The organism is Streptomyces sp. YKOK-I1 (assembly GCF_054660435.1).
This window is the reverse complement of sequence record NZ_BAAGDR010000001.1, coordinates 7,652,337-7,669,899: the sequence shown is the minus strand read 5'-3', so window position 1 is coordinate 7,669,899 and position 17,563 is coordinate 7,652,337. Positions and strand designations below refer to the sequence as shown.

At 71.6% G+C, this 17,563-nt stretch carries 16 protein-coding genes; 8 read left to right on the top strand and 8 right to left on the bottom strand.

Annotated elements, in window-relative coordinates; genetic code table 11:
* Positions 1–60: 60 nt before the first annotated feature.
* The 4 genes from ACYQ8Q_RS34225 to ACYQ8Q_RS34210 form a co-directional block, all read right to left on the bottom strand.
* Positions 61–807 (bottom strand): SDR family oxidoreductase, encoded by a 747-nt coding sequence (locus tag ACYQ8Q_RS34225; RefSeq protein ID WP_460070491.1) that lies wholly within the window; start codon positions 805–807, stop codon positions 61–63.
* A 73-nt stretch (positions 808–880) separates the two neighbouring features.
* Complete coding sequence (locus ACYQ8Q_RS34220) at positions 881–2,581, bottom strand: L-aspartate oxidase (protein ID WP_460073610.1); 1,701 nt, start codon at positions 2,579–2,581, stop codon at positions 881–883.
* 108 nt (positions 2,582–2,689) lie between these two features.
* Complete coding sequence (locus ACYQ8Q_RS34215) at positions 2,690–3,187, bottom strand: Ohr family peroxiredoxin (RefSeq protein ID WP_460070490.1); 498 nt, start codon at positions 3,185–3,187, stop codon at positions 2,690–2,692.
* Positions 3,188–3,264: 77 nt separating this feature from the next.
* Entirely contained in the window at positions 3,265–4,161 is an 897-nt protein-coding gene (locus ACYQ8Q_RS34210) for an RNA polymerase sigma-70 factor (protein WP_460070489.1), read from the bottom strand.
* A gap of 384 nt (positions 4,162–4,545) precedes the next feature.
* On the opposite strand from ACYQ8Q_RS34210, the gene ACYQ8Q_RS34205 reads away from it, so the two are divergent.
* The 8 genes from ACYQ8Q_RS34205 to ACYQ8Q_RS34170 all read left to right on the top strand — a co-directional run bounded on the left by ACYQ8Q_RS34205 (position 4,546) and on the right by ACYQ8Q_RS34170 (position 13,479).
* Positions 4,546–4,989: a cupin domain-containing protein gene (locus ACYQ8Q_RS34205; protein WP_460070488.1), complete on the top strand. Its 444-nt coding sequence runs from the start codon at positions 4,546–4,548 to the stop codon at positions 4,987–4,989.
* Between the two features lie 11 nt (positions 4,990–5,000).
* Positions 5,001–5,564: a DUF5134 domain-containing protein gene (locus tag ACYQ8Q_RS34200; RefSeq protein ID WP_460070487.1), complete on the top strand. Its 564-nt coding sequence runs from the start codon at positions 5,001–5,003 to the stop codon at positions 5,562–5,564.
* Positions 5,565–5,584: 20 nt separating this feature from the next.
* Complete coding sequence (locus tag ACYQ8Q_RS34195; protein WP_460070486.1) at positions 5,585–6,511, top strand: patatin-like phospholipase family protein; 927 nt, start codon at positions 5,585–5,587, stop codon at positions 6,509–6,511.
* Positions 6,508–7,734 carry a macrolide family glycosyltransferase gene (locus ACYQ8Q_RS34190; RefSeq protein WP_460070485.1) on the top strand — a complete coding sequence of 409 codons (1,227 nt, stop codon included), beginning with the start codon at positions 6,508–6,510 and terminating at the stop codon, positions 7,732–7,734. The genes ACYQ8Q_RS34195 and ACYQ8Q_RS34190 overlap by 4 nt, the downstream gene beginning before the upstream one ends.
* Positions 7,734–8,222: a hypothetical protein gene (locus ACYQ8Q_RS34185; RefSeq protein WP_460070484.1), complete on the top strand. Its 489-nt coding sequence runs from the start codon at positions 7,734–7,736 to the stop codon at positions 8,220–8,222. Before ACYQ8Q_RS34190 ends, ACYQ8Q_RS34185 begins: the two co-directional genes overlap by 1 nt.
* Complete coding sequence (locus tag ACYQ8Q_RS34180; protein WP_460070482.1) at positions 8,219–9,157, top strand: hypothetical protein; 939 nt, start codon at positions 8,219–8,221, stop codon at positions 9,155–9,157. Before ACYQ8Q_RS34185 ends, ACYQ8Q_RS34180 begins: the two co-directional genes overlap by 4 nt.
* 285 nt (positions 9,158–9,442) lie before the next feature.
* The gene (locus tag ACYQ8Q_RS34175) at positions 9,443–11,413 is read left to right on the top strand and encodes a M28 family metallopeptidase (RefSeq protein WP_460070481.1); all 1,971 of its coding nucleotides are present in this window, start codon (positions 9,443–9,445) and stop codon (positions 11,411–11,413) included.
* Between the two features lie 50 nt (positions 11,414–11,463).
* Positions 11,464–13,479, top strand: a complete 2,016-nt coding sequence (locus tag ACYQ8Q_RS34170) for a M36 family metallopeptidase (RefSeq protein WP_460070480.1) — start codon at positions 11,464–11,466, stop codon at positions 13,477–13,479.
* Positions 13,480–13,563: 84 nt separating this feature from the next.
* On the opposite strand, the gene ACYQ8Q_RS34165 is transcribed toward ACYQ8Q_RS34170, so the two are convergent.
* The 4 genes from ACYQ8Q_RS34165 to ACYQ8Q_RS34150 all read right to left on the bottom strand — a co-directional run bounded on the left by ACYQ8Q_RS34165 (position 13,564) and on the right by ACYQ8Q_RS34150 (position 17,508).
* A complete protein-coding gene (locus tag ACYQ8Q_RS34165) occupies positions 13,564–13,998 on the bottom strand; it encodes a hypothetical protein (RefSeq protein ID WP_460070478.1) in 435 nt (144 codons plus the stop codon).
* Between the two features lie 19 nt (positions 13,999–14,017).
* Positions 14,018–15,460, bottom strand: coding sequence for a tyrosinase family protein (locus ACYQ8Q_RS34160; RefSeq protein WP_460070477.1), 1,443 nt, complete (start codon positions 15,458–15,460; stop codon positions 14,018–14,020).
* A 220-nt stretch (positions 15,461–15,680) separates the two neighbouring features.
* Positions 15,681–16,427, bottom strand: a complete 747-nt coding sequence (locus ACYQ8Q_RS34155) for a ZIP family metal transporter (RefSeq protein WP_460070476.1) — start codon at positions 16,425–16,427, stop codon at positions 15,681–15,683.
* A 154-nt stretch (positions 16,428–16,581) separates the two neighbouring features.
* Entirely contained in the window at positions 16,582–17,508 is a 927-nt protein-coding gene (locus tag ACYQ8Q_RS34150) for an EamA family transporter (RefSeq protein ID WP_460070475.1), read from the bottom strand.
* Between the last annotated feature and the right edge of the window lie 55 nt (positions 17,509–17,563).

Genomic DNA, 17,563 nt, shown 5'->3' with positions numbered 1-17,563 from the left:
GATTTCACGGTCAAGGGAAACGGGTGACCCTTTCCTTTCGGTGAGGGCCACCCCGAGGAATTACTTCTGCCGTGCGAGCCAGTCGGCGAACCTGGTCCCGGCGATGTGCGCGTCCGGGCCGGGCAGGAGCGTGTTCTCCTGCAGCGGAGCGCCCCAGTACGTCGCCTGCGGGTCAGTGACGATCTTGCGGGGGTCGTTCTGGGCGGTCAGTCCCATGCGGACGAACTCCTCGATCTCGAACGCCTCGGGACCGGCCACCTCCACCACGCCGCCCACCGGGGTCCCGACCGCCGCACGGGCGACGGCCGCGGCCACGTCGTCGGAGACGACGGGCTGGATCCGGCCGGCGGGCAGGTGCACGGTGTCGCCCTCGGTCAGCCCGTCGGCGAGCCCCTTCGCGAACTCGAAGAACTGGGTGGCGTGGACGATGGAGTAGGGGTTGCCGGACGCCTTGATCCGGTCTTCCTGGACCTGCTTGGCGCGGAAGTACCCGCTCCCCTGGAGGCGGTCGGTGCCGACCACGGACAGCGCCACGTGATGCGCCACATCGGCCTGGGTCTCCGCCTTCAGCAGGTTGGCCGTGGAGGTGCGGAAGAACTCCATGACGGCGTCGTCCTCGAACGAGGGCGAGTTCGACACGTCGACCACGACCGACGCACCCCGCAGAACCTCGGCGAGCCCCTCTCCCGTCAGCGTGTTGACACCGGTGTTGGGCGACGCCGCGACCGCCTCGTGTCCGTGCTCCCGGAGCCCGGTGACCACCTTCGAGCCGATGAGCCCTGTTCCACCGATCACTACGACCTTCATGACGGAATTCCTTTCGGGTTTTCCTGATGCCTGTATCAAGAGAGACCGGGCACCGGATCTGTCTGTGACACGTCTATTCGACGAGTTTTCCCGTGGTGGAGACTTCCTCCATCAGAGTGGAAATCTCGTCGGGGACGGCCGGAATGCTCTCGTGTGTGACGCCTGCCGTCGGGGACCACACGAGATTGACCTGGAGACCGGGATCCAGGTCGGGGTGGTCGCTGCGGTTGTGGCAGCCGCGGGTCTCACGGCGTTCCAGGGCGGATTCGAGGGTGGCCCGGGCCGCGAGCGCGGCGGACTTGAGGTCGAAGGCGTGTGCGAGGTCCTGGTAGCCGGCGATGTCGGGGTGGACGCCGACGTCCGCCATCCGCTTCTCGATCAGCGTGAGCTCCGCCAGGCCGGCCCGCAGCCCCTCCTCGTCGCGGACGACGCCGGCGTGCTCGGTCATGGTGTTGCGGATCGCGCGCTGCAGAGCGCGGACGTTCTCGGGTCCGTCGGCCGCCAGCAGTCCGTCGACCTCCGCGCGGGCCCGTGCCTCGGCCGCCGCGGACCGTGGCGGTGCGGTGAGCGACTGGGAGTACTCCGCGGCGGCCCGGCCCGTGAGACGGCCGTAGACCAGCAGCTCGATGAGGCTGTTGCCGCCGAGCCGGTTGGCGCCGTGCAGCCCGCTCGACGCCTCGCCGATGGCGTACAGGCCGCGTACGTCGGTGCTGTGGTCCTCCGGCCTGACCCACACCCCGCCCATCGAGTAGTGCGCGGTGGGCGCGATCTCGATCGGCTCGCGGGTGATGTCGAGCATCTGCAGGTCCAGCAGGGTCTGGTAGACGCGGGGCAGCCGGGTCATGATCGTCTGTCGGGGCAGGTGCGAGACGTCCAGCCATACGCCGCCCTTGGGGGTGCCGCGGCCTTCCTTGATCTCCGTGTACGCGGCCAGGGCCACCCGGTCGCGGGTGGACAGCTCCATGCGGTCGGGGTCGTAGCGGGCCATGAAGCGTTCCCCGAGCGCGTTGCGGAGGATGCCGCCCTCGCCCCGGGCGGCCTCGCTGACCAGGGTGCCGGCCGCGTTCTCCGGCTCGATGATCCCGGAGGGGTGGAACTGCACCAGCTCGGCGTCCCGCAGCCTTGCTCCGGCCTCCACGGCCAGCCGGAAGGAGTCACCGGTGTTCTCGTCGCGCCGCGAGGACGTCCGCCGCCAGATACGGGTGTGGCCGCCCGCCGCGAGGATCACGGCGTCGGCGCGGATCAGGTGGCGCCTGCCGCTGGTGAGGTCGAAGCCATACGCGCCGAACACGGCACCCTCGTGCACCAGCAGCCGGGTGATGTACACGCCTTCGAGCACCGGGATGTCGAGCTGTTCGGCACGCCTGACCAGCGTGCGCTGGATCTCCAGGCCGGTGTAGTCGCCGGCGAAGGCGGTCCTGCGGAACTTGTGCGCGCCGAAGAAGCGCTGCGAGATCCGGCCGTCCTCCTCCCGGGCGAAGGCCATGCCGTAGCGCTCCAGGTCGTCGATGCCGCGGGCGGCGCCCTGGGTGACGATCTCCACGGTGCGGGGATCGGCGAGGAGGTAGCTCTCCTTGAGGGTGTCGGCGGCGTGCTGCTGCCAGCTGTCCTCGGGGTCCATGGTGGCCAGTGCCGCGTTGATGCCCCCGGCCGCGAGGGCGGTGTGGGCGTCTTCCTTGGGGCGTTTGCCGACGGCGAGGACGTCGATGCCGGCCTCGGCCAACTCGATCGCCGCGCGCAGTCCGGCACCTCCGGTGCCGATCACCAGCACCATGGTGGCAAGACGTTGTTCGGTGACAGCCACGGGTCCACTCCGATCGCCTGGGTCTTCCTCCAGTACGACCGGACGGCCTCGCGATCTGTGACACCCTGGCCGTGGCTTTCAGGGGGCCAGGGTGATGGTGGCCGGCGTTCCGTGCCAGGCCATCCTCGCGTACGGGCACAGTGCGTCGGCCCGCCGCAGGAGCGGGATGGCGACCTCGGGGGTGATGCCCGGCCAGCTCACGACCACGTCTGTGTGCAGGACGTATCCGCCGTCCTGCGGACTGCGGCCGAACGCCACGGTCGCCTCGACGGACAGCGCGGCGGGGTCGAGCGCGGCCTGGCGCGCCACGAGGCTCAGCGCGCCGTGGAAACAGGCCGCGAACCCCGCGGCGAACAGCTGTTCGGGGTTGGTCCCCCGGCCGTCTCCGCCCAGTTCGGCGGGCAGACGCAGGTCGAGGTCGAGGATTCCGTCGTCCGAGCGTGCCCTCCCCGAGGCTCTCCCGTGGGCAGCCGTCCCGCCGGTCACGGTCACGGTCGTGGTGTAGAGGGGGGCGAACGAGCCCCCGGCGAAGTCCATCGCGATGGACAGGTCGGGCGGCTGGATCGGTTCGGTCATCGAGCGCACCTCTGTGTGTCGGGTCTCGGACCACTGGTTGACCGACGAGTGCCCGGTGGTGTGACGGCCCGGCCCGTTCAGTTGCCCAGCGACGACACGTAACCTGCCAGTTTCTCCGGATTCATGACCCACAGGGCGCGCTCGATGCCGCGCTCGGAGATGTCGAGGGTCAGCAGGACCACGGGGGCCCCGGCGGCCGAGACGAGGACGGCGGGACCGCCGTTCGCCTCAACCCAGTCGATCTCCTTCTGCGGCCAGAAGCGCGGGGCGAAGGCGGCGAGGTACCTGGAGACGCGCACCGCGCCGACGACCGGGATCCGGGACGCCCCGCGCAGCCCGTTCCCGTCGGTGTAGCTGACCACGTCCTCGGTGAGGATGTCCTCCAGCACGGCCAGATCGCCGGTCTGCGCCGCGGTGAGGAACACCTCCATCAGCCGTCGGTGCTCGGTGGCGTCGACGGGCTTGCGGCGCTCCGAGGAGAGGCGCTTGCGCGCGCGGCTCACCAGCTGGCGCGTGTTGGTCTCGCTGGTCTCCAGCATGTCCGCGATCTGCCGGTAGGGGTAGTCGAAGGCTTCGCGCAGCACATAGGCGGCCCGTTCCACGGGGTTCAGTCTCTCCAGGAGGAAGAGGACCGCCAGGTCGAGCGCCTCGGCCCGTTCGGCACCCAGCTGCGGGTCGGCGCGCGTGTCGATGGGCTCCGGCAGCCAGGGACCGGTGTACGACTCGCGCCGCACCCTGGCGGACTGGGCGAGGTTGATCGCCAGCCGGGCGGTGACGGTGGCCAGGAACGCCTCCGGCTCGCGGACGACGTCCCGGTCGGTGTGCTGCCAGCGCAGCCACGCCTCCTGGAGGACGTCCTCGGCCTCCGTGGTGCTGCCGAGCACGCGGTAGGCGATACCGAAGAGCCGGGGCCGTACCGCCATGAACACGTTCGTCGCCTCGTCGAGGGAGTCCCTGTCGTCCCTCATGCCCATGCGTACCGCCTTCAGTTCCAGCCCCTTCGCGCAAGCGCTCGCTCGTGGTGAGGCGGGCGGGATACGTCCTGGCGTGCCAGTCGTACCGCCGGAACGGACGGGTCCGGCCGTTCCGGCAGCGCGATGAAACCGTACCGCTCCAGCTCCGCGATCATCTCCGCACGGATGGCCGACCACATCCAGAACGTCTCATCGTGCCGGCGCAGCCTCGGCGACGGCCGGCCACAGCGCCCGGCGCGACGTCGGGCCACCACCTGGGAAAGGGCTCATACCCATGTTGTGACACTGGTGTGGCCGCGAGTGTCACAGATGCGTGTGGAGCCCGGTCATCACTGGAGACGGCCATGGTGGCCATGGCCGGATGAATCCGAGGGAGGCCGACACATGTCGGACAAGGACTCAGCGCAGGGGACCGGAGAGCGGACCGGGTCGGAGGGATGGAAGACGGCGGCGACGATGCTGCAGGACACCGCTCCGCTCACCGTTCCCGAGGGCGCGTCGGCGATGACCATCTTCGTCGAGTGGGAGCCCGGCGACCCGGGAAGCCCGCCCCACCGCCACTCGGGACCGGCGTTCGGATACGTCGTCGAGGGCGCCGTCCGTTTCGAGTTGGAGGGCGAGCCCGAGCGCGTGATCGAGGCGGGCGGGACGTTCTGGGAGCCGGGCGGCGACCCGATCCACTACCAGGACGGCAACGCGCTGTCCGACGCGCGCACCCGGTTCGTGGTGACGATGCTCTGCGCGCCGGGCAAGCCCATGCTGGAACTGGTCGAGGAGGAGGAACTGGCCCGGCGGGCCCCTCTTCGCGCCCCACGGCCCACTGACTGACTGTCCAAGGCATGAGCGCCACTGACGTGGTGAGCGGCATGCTGACAGCGCTGTTCGCGGCCGCGGCCGTCCACGCGCTCCGGCATGCCGTGCTGCCACGGGGCTCCGGATGGCTCGTCCGAGGCGACGGTCTCCTGCACGCGGCCATGGCGTCGGCGATGGCGGCGATGCCGTGGCATCCGATCGGCGAAGGGCCCCCACCGGGACGGACGACGTCGTTCCTCTTTGCCGGCGCGGCACTGTGGTTTCCGCTGACCGCGGTTCTCGGCCGCCGTGGCCCTGGACTGGCCGTCCTCGTCCGCAGGTCGCCCCACGCGGTCGGCATGGCCGCCATGGCGTGGATGCCCGTGCGGCACGGCGGAGTCACGGACGCGCGGACCGGCGACCTGATCACCGGTGCGCTCACGCTCTGTCTGCTGGCCTACGCGCTCCGGTCGCTGACCCGTGACATGCCCAGGCTGCGCGGAACCACCGGCGGCCTGGACGGGTCCACCGGCCTCGGCGGGCCCCTGGACCGCTTCTGGCACGGATCGACGGCCATGGGCACGGCCCTCGTGCTGCTCATGCACCACTGACATGACAAGAGAGGTGGATCATGAGGGGAAATCCCCCAACGGCGGGCCTGCACACCCTCCCCCGCCCCGTGGCCGTGGTGGTCGGCGCCGGTGGCGTGCTCGGAGCGGCGCACATCGGTGTCGGGTACGCGCTGGAGCGCCATGGGTTCCTGCCGGACATGATCGTCGGAACCTCGGTGGGTGCCCTCAACGGGGCCATCGCCGCCGCTCACCCGCACCGGGCCGCGCCGTGGCTGGAACACGTGTGGACCCGATTGCGTCGCCGTGACGTGTATCCGCTCGGCGGCCTGTCCTCACGGACCAGCGTCTTCACCGATCGCGGTCTGCGTCGGCTGATCGCCCGGGCCGGACTGCCGTCGCGGATCGAGGAGTTGGCGGTCCCGTTCACGGCGGTGGCCACGGACCTGGTCACCGGTGCTGCGGTGCTGCTCGACGAGGGGGACCTGGAGTCCGCGCTGCTGGCCAGTGCGGCCGTTCCCGGGATGCTGCCCCCGGTGGACCGGGCCGGCCGGACACTCGTCGACGGCGGGTTGATCGCCTATGTCCCGGTGCTGGCGGCCCTGCAGGCCGGAGCGGCCAGCGTCGTGGTGGTGGCGACCGGGCCGGAGAGCTCGCCGTTGCGCCCCATCGTTCCACGCCGACGTGCCGGTGCGATCGCCGCCAGGGCCGGGCTGCTGCTGTTGCACCACCAGATCGAGCGTGACCTGCGCGAGGTGTCTCAGCACATCCCGACCGTCATGCTGCCGACCGGCATCGAAGTCTGGCCCGCACCGTGGGACTTCGGCCAGTCCCAGCGGCTGATCAGCACCGCGTGCCGCACGGCGGAGCGCTTTCTGGACGGGCTGCGCGTCAGTGGGCCGGGGCTGTACCGGGCCGACGACTCCTTGGCGGCACCGACGGGCCCAGGCCGGTCATCAACTTCTTCCATGACGGAGGTCGGTCTGTGAGCACCATCGCGTTCCTCGGCATCGGCATGCACGGGCACGTCAATCCGACGCTGCCCGTCGTGGCCGAACTCGTCCGGCGCGGCCACGAAGTCACGTACCACACCTCGCCCGCGTTCCGTGACGAGATCGAGGCGGCCGGAGCGGCCGTACACCTGTACCCCGGGGGCGACCAGCCGCTCCCCGATCCGCCTACGCCGGTCACATGGATGGAGTCGCTGGCGAGCACCGCCGTCCACCTGCTGCCCGCCGTGCTCACCGCACTGCGCCGCGACCGACCCGACCTGATCGTCCACGACAGTGCCTGTCCGTGGGGCGCGGTGGCCGCCCGCGAACTCGGGGTGCCCGCTGCCTCCTCGTTCACCACGTTCGCCCTCGACCGGCAGGTCCCGAGCCCGACCCGTGGCTCCTGGGACCTGCTGACCGCGGCGACGGCTCAGCCCCGCAGTGTCCGGGGTTATCTGCGGTCCCGCTGGGCGCTGCACCGGCGCTTCGACGCGCGCGGGTTGCCCCTGCTCGACCTCGCCAACATCCGCCAGCCGCTGAATCTGGTGTACACCTCACGGGCGTTCCAGCCCGCCGTCGAGAGTTTCGACCGGTCCTACCGGTTCGTCGGCCCGAGCATCGGCGCCCGACCCGTCGACCCGTCGTTCCCGGCCGACCGGCTGCGGGACCCGGTGCTGTTCGCCTCCCTGGGTACGGTGTTCGACGCCGACCCCCGGTTGCTGCGCGGCCTGGCCACCGCGCTCGCCCCGCTGGGCGGCACCGTGATCGTCTCCACCGGACAGACCGATCCCGAGGCGCTGGGTCCGTTGCCGGCCAACGTGCTCGCCCGCCGGTTCGTGCCCCAACCGGAGGTGCTGGCCCGGGCGGCGCTGTTCGTCACCCACGGCGGGATGAACAGCGTCAACGAGGCCCTGTACGCCGGGGTTCCGCTGCTGGTGATCCCCCAGGGCGCCGACCAGCCGATGGTGGCCCGCCGCGTCGTCGAGCTCGGCGCCGGCCTGTCGATGCGCACCCAGGACGTGGCCAAGGGCTCGGTGCACGTCCTCGCCCGGCGGCTGCTCCACGAACCACGGTTCCGGGCAGCGGCCCGCAGCCTGCAGGCCGCCCAGCGCGAGGCGGGGGGATACCGGCGTGCCACCGACGAACTCGAGCGGTATCTGCACCGGGCCGGCCCCGCCGGTCAGTCGTCTCCGCCGGTCCGGCACAGCGAGGCGGAGTGATGTCCCCCACGGTCGTCGTCCTGCTGCTGCTCGCCGGGCTGTCGGAGGCCGCCGGGCGCATCCTGCCTCTGGTGGCGCGCCGGCCCGGTATGCCACGGGCTCGCGTGGCCGCGGTGCTGCTGCCCGCCGGCCTCGTCGAGGGTGTGGTGTTCGCGCTGTGGCCGCTGACCGCGTGGACCTTGGCCGGGCTCGTGCGCTCCGCGTCATCTCCGGAAACCGGCTTGGTGTGGACACCAGGCGTCGTCGCCCCGCTGCTGCTCGCCGCCGTCCTCGCCTTCCCGTTGCTCGGGCCGCTGCTGCACCTGCTGCTCTTCGTGGGGGTCGGGACCGGTCTGGTCGGCCCCCTCGCCGCGGAGAGCGGGCTGGGCTGGTGGAGCGCCGCCGGTTGTGTCGCCGTCGCCGGGGTCGGGCTGGGTCTCGCTGTGGAGACCGTCCGGCGACTTGTCGTGAGGATCAGCGCGAGCGAGACACCGGAGTCGATCGCATGAACGGTTTCCTGTTCTGGGCCTGCGTGGTCGGGCCCGCTCTGCTGGCCGAGGCCCTGTTGGCCCGCTACGAGGTTCTGGCCTACGGCGCCGGCTGGCGGGCCCCTGCCGACGAGCTCCCGGAGGGCGTTCCCTACGCCCGGGGCGCGGCCCCTGACAGTCCCCCGGGCGCCTACCTCGTCTACCTCGACGGCATCGGCAAACGCCGCGTCCGCGACAGCCGGGACGGTGGCCTGCTGGTCGAGGCCCTGATCGCCGGAGCACCGGAGCTTCGGGTACTGGGCCAGGTGCAGCCCTACTCGCCGCTGGCCGACCCGCTGGCCGATCGGCCGGTATGGGCATGGCTGCGTCGCCACTTCGGGCTGCTGCTGTTCCTGCACAACGTCATGCAGACCTTCGTCGCCGCCGATCACCGCTACCGACCCCTCTACAACCGGGCCGTCGGCTCCCAGATCGCCACTCAGCTCCGGCTCGCCGGCTACCGGCCCGACAGCGGCATGCCCGTGGTGCTGCTCAGCTACAGCGGCGGCGCCCAGGTCGCCACCGGCGCCGTCCGCGAGCTGTACGCCGAATTGCGCTGCCCGCTCCTGCTGATCACACTCGGCGGGTTCCACAACGGAGCCAACGACCTCACCCATGCCGAGCACCTGCATCAGCTCACCAGCACGAACGACCGGATCGAGCAGATCGCCACCTGGATCTTCCCGCAGCGCTGGCGGCTGTCGCGCGGGAGCGGATGGAACCGGGCCCGTCGCGCCGGGAAGATCACCGTCCATCGACTCGACCCGGCCACGCACTTCGGTCCGCAGAGCTACATCAGCCCCACGGCACCACTGCCCGACGGCCGTAGCCACCTCGACCGCACCGCCGACACGGTGATCGCGGTCATCCGCGCCCACCACGGCGCCACCGTCACGCGAGGCGACCTGTTGCCATGAGTGGCACAAGCACTGTTTCCTCTTCAACTGTCGGGTGTTGAAAGGAATTCACCGATACCCCGGGATGCGCGCGCGCAACCGCAGGCAGACGATGGAGTGGTCGGGAACCCCATCCCGGAGTGGAGTGTGGCAGCAGCCGACAGCGCGGGGCCGTTCACGGTTTTCCCGTCGTGCCGCGCCATCCGCTCGCGCGGTTCCCCCGGTTCTCGAACGGCCGTCGCCGCCCGAGACGTTCACTCGGTCACCTGCCGATTCCGGACGGGTTCGCTTCGTGGAGGCACCGAAATGCCCGTACTCTTCTTCGACATTGGTGCGACCTTGGCGGATTCCCGCCGGGAGGCCGACGGTTCGCTGACGTTCCTGCCCCGACCACGTGTCCTCGCCGTGCTCGACACCTTCCACGACGTACGCAAGGGCGTCATTTCCAACCCCGGCTCGGCTGAAGGCGACGTCGAGCGGGCCGCGTCGGCCCTGCGGGAGGCGTTCCCCGGCCGTTTCACGGACGACGCGCTCGTGAACTGGGGCCCCAAGAACAGCCGGGAGATCTTCGACGAGGCGGTCGCCGGCACGGCGGGGGCGGGAACACCTGCCTCGGCGGCCGATGAGTGCGTCTTCGTGGGCGAGGACCACCAGGAGCGCGCCTTCGCCAGGGAAGCCGGGCTGCGCACGGCGGCCCATCCCGTGTTCACCCGGGCCGCCCTGGAGAACCGTCCCGTCCTCTGGGCGCGGATCGAGCTGTCCGAAGGCCAAGGGCTGCCCGCGCTGGCGGCGGTCGTGAACCAGACCGAGGTCGTCCCCGTGCACATCGCGTCCCCACGCCTCGTGCTGGCCATGACGAGCATGCGCGGCGCCGCGGCGCTCGAACAGGCGGGGTTCTCGGTCGACTTGCGGGGGCCGTTGGAGGACACGGCGGCGTTCCTGATCCGCGACGACCGTCGCCTCACCCCCGCCCAGGGCCTCGCGGACGCTCCGGACGAGGCGACGACGCGTGCCACATCCGCTTTCGGCCTGCTCGCCGACGAACTCGCCGGACCCACCACCCCGCCGCTCCTCCCGCTGGGTCCCGCGCCGGGCGGTGTCTACGTCGCCGCACCCGCCGGCGCCCCGATCGAGGACGTCCATCTGCCGGACGCCAAGCCCGGACACACCGAGCGACTGCTTCCGGACCCGGCACTCCTCTCCCGCCCCGGAGAGGCATGGGCGCAAGGACTCGCCGTCGGCCCGGCGGAAGGCATGGCGGAGCCGGGCCCCCACGCGGCCGGCGACGGCAGTCCCTCCCCGGAGACGATCGCCGCGGTGCTCGCAGCCGTGACCCCCGAGGTACTGCGCGGCCATGTCGCGCGCATCTCCGGTGTCGAGCCGCTCGGGGACGGCGAGGCACCGCCGGTGCGCAGCCGGGACGCCTCCGCCGCGGACAACCCCCGGGTCGTCGAGGCGCTCGCGGACCGTTTCCAGGACCTCGGCCTGAGCGTACGACTGCACCCGTTCCGGTGGCGCGGGCAGCGGTTGTTCAACGTGGAGGCCGAGCACCGGGTCGCCGGGGCGGACTCCACGGTGCTCATCACCGCACACCTGGACTCCACCGCCTCCAGCGGCGACTTCGTCGACGAGAACGGCGACCCGCGCCCCTACGATCCCGCCGTGGACCCCGCCCCGGGCGCCGACGACGACGGCAGCGGAACCGCCGCCGTCCTGGCCGCGGCCGAGTGCCTGCACGCACTGCTCGCGGACGGCAGGGCACCGACCCGCAGCGTGCGCTTCGTGCTCTTCAACGCCGAGGAACAGGGACTGGTCGGCAGCAAGTTCTACGCCCGCGCCGCCGCCACGGCCGACGAGCGCATCGCCGGTGTCTTCCAGATGGACATGATCGCGGGCCTCCAGCAGGGCAGCCCGCCCACCGTCGAGATCCACGCCGGTTCCTCGGTGCCGGGTCCGGTCGTGAGCGCGTCCGACGCGCTGGGCGCGCTCGTCGCGGGGACCGTCCCCACCGTCGATCCCGCGGTGACGGTGCAGCAGCTCACGGGGCCCTCCGATCCGGCGATCGGGCGCAGCGACCACGCGAGCTTCCACGAGCGGGGGTGGGCCGCCGTCGCCGTCTCCGAGGACATCTTCGCCGCCGACGGAGGGCCCGGCACGGGCACCCGGCAGTACCACACCCCGGGAGACACCCTCCTGGACCAGGACCACAGCACGCGGTTCGCAGCCACGGTCGCCCGTTCCGTCACGGCGACCGCCCTGACCCTCGCGGGCCTGTGACCCGTAGGACCGCGACACCGGGCCCCACGCCCGTGACAGGAGCATCCGTCATGACACAGCTGATCGACAAGCGGGACCTGGAGTACGACCGGCTCGCCCGAGTCCCGGGCGCCGAGGCCTTCCTCGCCGAGACCGATCGTGTGGCGGAGTCGGTGCGCCACACCCTCATCGCCGAGAGCGGCAAGGTGAACCGCTTCACCGGGCACCTGACCGAGCTACGGGTGGAGGGCGCACCGGCCGGCCTCGCCGAACGGGCAGGCGCCGAGGCCGCCGACGGCGACTACATCGCCCGGGCCAAGGAGTACCTCTCCTCGGTCTCGGGGGCCATCGGCTTCGCCGCCGGAGAACCCGCCGAGTTCGAGGCCGATCCGAAGGTGACGGAAACGAGCGGCGGCATACGGGTGGTCAGCCTCCAGCAGACGCTCAACGGCATCGACGTGTGGGGCATGGCTCCCAAGGTGTGGCTGCGCGCGGACGGCACGGTGGACAGGGTCGTCGGCGACACGGCGAGCGTGCCGCGCAACGTCCCCACGATGCCGACGGTGCCGGTCGAGACGGCGCTGGCCGCCGGCGCCGCAAAGGCCGCCGAACCGGCCACGTTCGACGGCCCGTTCGGCACCGACGAGCTGCCGGGCCTGGACATCTCGGCCGGCTTCCGCCGGCTCAGCTCCCAGGCACGCAACGACCAGCCGATGACCTTCGAGGCAGGCGCCTTCGACGAGGCGATCCCCGCCCGGCTGGTGTACTTCTACATGGGCGACGACGTGCGGCTCGCCTGGTCGTTCAGGTTCTCCCGGGAGAAGGGGGCCGTGCAGTACCACGCCCTCGTGGAGGCCGACGCGAGGACGGCGGACGCGGCGGCACCCCAGGTCCTGTACCTCCAGGACCTCACCCCTCACGTCATCGGTGGAGTGGTGATCCGGCAGAACCCGGACGAGACCGAGCCCGCCCTGGCCTCCTTCCCCCTGCCGCTGACCGACTATCCGGTCAAACCCCCGGCGGCGGCGTTGCCCGGATTCCCCGGGCCCTGGGTCACACGGCAGAACGGGCACGTGGCGACCGCCGGGAACAATGTGCGGGCCGTCGACGCGGACACCGGCAAGACCTTCCAGGTGGACGTCGACGCGGCGGGCAACGGGGTGTTCGCCCCGAACCCCGACACACCGGAACAGCTCGTCACGAACATCTTCTTCCTGTGCAACTACATGCACGACTTCTTCATGATGCTCGGCTTCACGGAGGAGCACGGCAACTTCCAGACCGTCAATTTCTCGGGCCTGGGCCAGGGCGCCGACCCCGTCGTGGCACGCGCCCATCCCCGGCCTGTCTTCGGCACGGCCAATATGATCACGCGCGCCGACGGTGTGGCAGCGGAGATGAACATGGGTCTGGTCGGCAGCTCCCAGCGGCACACGGCCAAGGAAGCGAACGTCGTCCGCCACGAGTTCACGCACGGTGTGACCAACCGGCTGGTCGGCGGCCTGCACGATGCCAACGGTCTGCAGGAGAACCAGTCCCTGGCGATGGGCGAAGGCTGGTCGGACTTCTTCGCGCTCACCATCCTCAACTTCTCCCACGAGCAGGAACACACCGTCATCGGCGAATGGGTTCTCGACAGGGCGGGTGGCTTCCGCCAACGGCCGTACGACGACCGGTACCCCGGTGACTTCGGCGACATCGGCAAGACCCCGAACGGGCTCGACTACACGAGGATCCACAACGTCGGCGAGATCTGGTGCGCCGCGCTCATGGAGATGACCCGCCGGATCAGCGCGAAGCTCGGCAGCAAGGAACGCGGCTACCGCACCGCCTGGCAGGCCGTCGTCGACGGGCTGAAACTCACCCCCAAGAACCCGTCCCTCCTCACGGCCCGCGACGCGATCCTGCGGGCCCTGAAGGACCTCCAGGGGAGGTCGATCACCCAGGCCGAGTACCCCGAGGTCCGGATGGCGGTGTGGGGATCCTTCGCCCGCTACGGCATGGGCTTCGACGCCTTCTGCCCCAACGCCTCCTTCGTCGGCTGCCGGGCCGGTGCCGCGCTGCCCCCGGCCGGACACGAGGACTGAGGAGGCGGTTCGGCAGACGGAGCGCCGGCGGCGGATCCTTTCCGCCGCCGGCGCCCGTGCGTGCATGCGTGCACGCGTGCGGGATCAGCCGTCCCGCTTGACCGCGAGGAAGCCGGCGGTCTGACCGGCCGGTGCCCGGTCGGGACCGCTGCCGTGGTCAGCCGCGCGCAGCACGGTCCCGGCCAGGGTCTGCCGCTGGTTCACCCCCGTCGGCCAGTGCGGGAGGATGATGCCGTCGTACTCGTAGTGGAAGTCCGAGATGGGCGTGTCCGGCTGTCCTCTGCCGGTCAGGGTGAAGTGCACGAGGGACCCGTTCGTGGCCTTCCCGGTGATGTCCATCGCGAGGAAGTCGTCGGGTGCGTCGGAGAAGACCAGCGCTCCGCTGATCGCCCCGCCGGGCTCCACCGACAGCCTCAGCTCCAGTTGGGCGAACCGCAGCCGGTTGAAGTCGTCCACCGGCTCGGGCCGGTCGAGGAAGCTTCGGTAGGTGTAGGTTCCGGCCAGGTCTGCTGTGTCCATTCCGGCCTCCTTGCCTCGGTCAGGTGGTGCTCAGGGAGATGCTGCCGATGCGGGGACGCGAGTCCGGCGGTGGCGTCTGCACGGCCGCGAGGGCCCGTGCCTCCTCCCCGGCGTCGGGCGGCGGCGGGCCCAGCGGAGCCGGTGTCACCACGACGGGCGGAATGCCCTCGCCGTCCCACACGCCCAGCTGGCGCAACTCGGTGAGGTGCTCGGTGATGTCGAACGTGAAGGTCAGGCCCGCACCACCGTGATGGTGGGTGTTGGCGCCGACGGCGCCGAAGAAGTGCAGGTGGCCGATGAAGTACGGGCCCTCGGGGTCGAGGTCCTCCTCATGGCCGGGGCGGGCGCCGACGAAGACGCGGTAGTTCGTCTGGGGCGGCGCGTCGGCGCGCACGTCGTCCATGGTGAGGATGGCTCGGTTCGGCGTCCGCGGTGAGGCGGCCTCCGGCAGGGCCCCGGCACGGGCGCCGGGCTCAGGGGTCAGCGGGACGGCGAGCGTGTCCGGACCCAGGTCGGTCGGGCCCGAGGTGGCCGCCACCTGTTCCGGCGAGGGGTCGGCACCGGCCGCCACCATGGCGACCAGCCGCTCGGGCGGCTTCAGCCCGACTCCGTCCGTCAGCGACTCGTAGACGTACCCGAGCACCTGCTCGGACTGAAGGTCCTCGGACGTGAACCCGACCTGGTTGCCCTGCGCGTTGCGGAAGGTGTGGGTGAAGCCGAGCCAGTCCGCGTCCGTCGGGTTCTTGTGCCCGGTGTTGCTCGCGATCCAGGCGGCCCAGAGACGGTCGATGTTGGCGTGGTGCAGCCAGAAGATCGGGTCCCGGGGCGAGTAGAACTGCAGCATCACCCCTCCCACGTAACCGTGGAGGAGGTTGTGCGGCTGCATCTCCAGCAGACCGGACTGCCCGTTGCTGTGGACCAGATGGCCGTCGGTGTACTCGCTGCCGAACTGGGTCATCCCGGTGAAGTGGGTTGCCTGCATGGCCTTGTGCGGGTTGACCTCGGTCCACCCGACGGGAGCTCCCAGGGCGGCGCCCGGACTGCGCTCGGGCTCCGCCAGGTACAGCGGGTTGCCGCCGTCGTCGTCGGGCCAGCCCGGGCTGCGGAACGCGCCCGGCAGGCGACGGCATTCCAGGGACTCCGGACTGTCCGGGTCGCCGTTCGTCACCCGGGTGTAGTTCCAGTACGGCAGGGCCCAGTCGTCGGGTCCGTCCAGCTCGTTCTGGATGACGTCGCGCACGATCTCCTCGAAGCAGAGGAGGTAGGCGCGGTGCCAGGGCAGGAAGAACCAGCCACCGTGCGGACAGTTGTTCCATTCCGGGTTGGGGCCGGGGGCTTCCGCCTTCTCGCCGTGGATGTTGGCCTGCCAGAGCCAGCTGGTCGGATCGCTCTCCGGCCTGCTCTGCATCTTCCGTACCGCGCGGGCGTACCAGAGGAGCTGGTCGTCCCAGATGTCGGTCATCTTGGTCGTGTCACGACGCACTCGAGCTGCTTGGGCCATGGTTCTGCCCTTCCGGTGGGGGGGTGGCTGCCGCCGCGCGCCACTCGGCACTGACCGAGGCGGGGGTGGAAGGGCGCGGCAGCGGATGAAGGGCGTGCCGCGCATACCCCGAGCGGGGTAACCACCTCCAGCATCGCATCGCGTCACGGACACGCAACTCAACGGCGCGCGGCCGGCCCGGTCAGCGCAGGACCAGCACGGCCGCCGTGGTGACGGCGGCGGCCGAGCCGAGGGCGAGCAGCACGGGAGCCGCCGGCAGCTCCCCGGCCAGGTGCCGGCGCCGGGCCAGGGCCAGCGCGGTGCCCGCGTTCCGCAACAGCACGCCCGCGACCATGGCGAGCAGCAGCGCGTGCGTCCACTCCGGCACCGGTGCCACCAGCGTGATCCAGCCGCCCACCAGCGGGCTCACGCAGACGGCGACCAGCCAGGGTGTCAGCGGCCTTCGGCCGCGCGCGTCGAGGACCGCCGTCAACGCGAGTCCTTCGCTGACGGAGTGCACGGTCAGCGCCGCCACGACGGGAACGGAGGCCAGCAGAGCCACCGTCATGCCTTCGACCAGCCGGTGCAGTACGAGGGCGACGGCCGTTCCGGCGCCCAGCAGCCGTCCCGGCTCCCCCCGTCTGCGCAGGCTGTGCCCCGCCGAGGCGAGGGCGGAGGCCGCGACGACGACCGGCACGATCCAGCCCGCGAGGCCCTGCTCCTCCGCCTCGTGCAGGGCGTGCGGCACGATGTCGGCGCCGGCCACCGCCAGCAGCACCCCGGACGCGGCGCCGAGCAGCATCGTCGAGCGGTGCGACCACCGGCGCCCCAGCCAGGCGCCGACCAGCGTCCCCACCGCGATCAGGATCAGCCCCAGGTACTGGCCGAGGCTGAACTCGCCCCAGGACAGCGCGAATCGAGCCCCCGTCTCGGCAACCGCAGCAACCACCGTCGGCCCTTCATGAGCAGCGGGGAATGGGATCGGTTGCTCGTGACGCTTCCACAGCTCCCGCCCGGCCGCATGCGCCCGGCCCGCTCCCTGGGCCGTCGGTGTGAAGAGGGGCGATGGGCCGCCGCCGTGGAGGCTCTCCGGGCTGAACGGCTCAGTCCCGGCGCCGGTCCCGGCTCCGGGTCAGCATGCTCGCCGCGTTGGCCGTGACGATCGCCGCGATCGCCGTCCACTCCAGGACGCCGAGCCGCTGGCCGAGGACGGTCCGGCCGACCAGGGCCGCGAGCAGGGGGTTGACGCTCATGAAGAGGCCGAACGCCTGGGCGGGCACCCGGCGCAGGGTGTACAGGTCGGCCAGGTAGGGGACGGCTGAGGACAGCACACCGGCGGCCACCGCGCAGCCGATCGCGGCGAGGGTCGGGGGATGGCGGAGGGCGATGGCGGCGCCGACGGGCAGGAAGGTCACCGCGGAGACCAGTGCGGCCGCCGCCGAGCCCTGGGCGCCGGGGATCCGGTGGCCCACGGTCCGGTTGAGCAGGATGTACGAGGCCCAGCAGCACGCGGCGAGCAGACCGAGCCCGAGGCCGAGGTGGTCGCCGGAGGGCTGCGGGCGCATCAGCGTGACCGCTCCCGCCGCGGCGACGGCGGCGCACACCGCGTCGATCCGGCGGCGCGCGCCGGCCAGTGCGAGGGTGAGCGGGCCCAGGAACTCCAGGGTCACGGCGAGGCCGAGGCCGATCCGGTCGATGGCGGTGTACAGGGAGAGGTTCATGGTCCCGAACACCACGGCCAGGGCCAGCACCGGCCGCCACTGCCACCAGGTGAGGCTGCGCAGCCTCGGCCGTCCGACGGCCGTCAGCACGGCGGCCGCGACGTACTGGCGGACCGCGACGACCCCGACCGGACCGAGCACGGGGAAGGCGAGGGAACCGATCGCGGCGCCGGTCTGGTTGGACAGACCGCTGCCGATCATCGTGAGCACACCGGCCGGCCGTATCCGGGACGGCTCGGGCGACGAGGGTGCGGCAGGGCTCGCGGGGGTGGTGGAGGCCGGGGTGGTGGAGGCAGGGGCGGCTCGCATGATGCGATCGTGGGGTGGCGCGGCCGATGCGCAAAATGCATCCCGGGCAGCCGTC

Bases quoted from the DNA above. Each gene is read 5' to 3' on its own strand.
- ACYQ8Q_RS34200 (WP_460070487.1), top strand. From the start codon at position 5,001: ATGAGCGCCACTGACGTGGTGAGCGGCATGCTGACAGCGCTGTTCGCG.
- ACYQ8Q_RS34175 (WP_460070481.1), top strand. From the start codon at position 9,443: ATGCCCGTACTCTTCTTCGACATTGGTGCGACCTTGGCGGATTCCCGC.
- ACYQ8Q_RS34215 (WP_460070490.1), bottom strand. From the start codon at position 3,187: ATGACCGAACCGATCCAGCCGCCCGACCTGTCCATCGCGATGGACTTC.
- ACYQ8Q_RS34210 (WP_460070489.1), bottom strand. From the start codon at position 4,161: ATGGGCATGAGGGACGACAGGGACTCCCTCGACGAGGCGACGAACGTG.
- ACYQ8Q_RS34220 (WP_460073610.1), bottom strand. From the start codon at position 2,581: ATGGTGCTGGTGATCGGCACCGGAGGTGCCGGACTGCGCGCGGCGATC.
- ACYQ8Q_RS34180 (WP_460070482.1), top strand. From the start codon at position 8,219: ATGAACGGTTTCCTGTTCTGGGCCTGCGTGGTCGGGCCCGCTCTGCTG.
- ACYQ8Q_RS34165 (WP_460070478.1), bottom strand. From the start codon at position 13,998: ATGGACACAGCAGACCTGGCCGGAACCTACACCTACCGAAGCTTCCTC.
- ACYQ8Q_RS34205 (WP_460070488.1), top strand. From the start codon at position 4,546: ATGTCGGACAAGGACTCAGCGCAGGGGACCGGAGAGCGGACCGGGTCG.
- ACYQ8Q_RS34195 (WP_460070486.1), top strand. From the start codon at position 5,585: ATGAGGGGAAATCCCCCAACGGCGGGCCTGCACACCCTCCCCCGCCCC.
- ACYQ8Q_RS34185 (WP_460070484.1), top strand. From the start codon at position 7,734: ATGTCCCCCACGGTCGTCGTCCTGCTGCTGCTCGCCGGGCTGTCGGAG.
- ACYQ8Q_RS34160 (WP_460070477.1), bottom strand. From the start codon at position 15,460: ATGACCGACATCTGGGACGACCAGCTCCTCTGGTACGCCCGCGCGGTA.
- ACYQ8Q_RS34225 (WP_460070491.1), bottom strand. From the start codon at position 807: ATGAAGGTCGTAGTGATCGGTGGAACAGGGCTCATCGGCTCGAAGGTG.
- ACYQ8Q_RS34170 (WP_460070480.1), top strand. From the start codon at position 11,464: ATGACACAGCTGATCGACAAGCGGGACCTGGAGTACGACCGGCTCGCC.
- ACYQ8Q_RS34150 (WP_460070475.1), bottom strand. From the start codon at position 17,508: ATGCGAGCCGCCCCTGCCTCCACCACCCCGGCCTCCACCACCCCCGCG.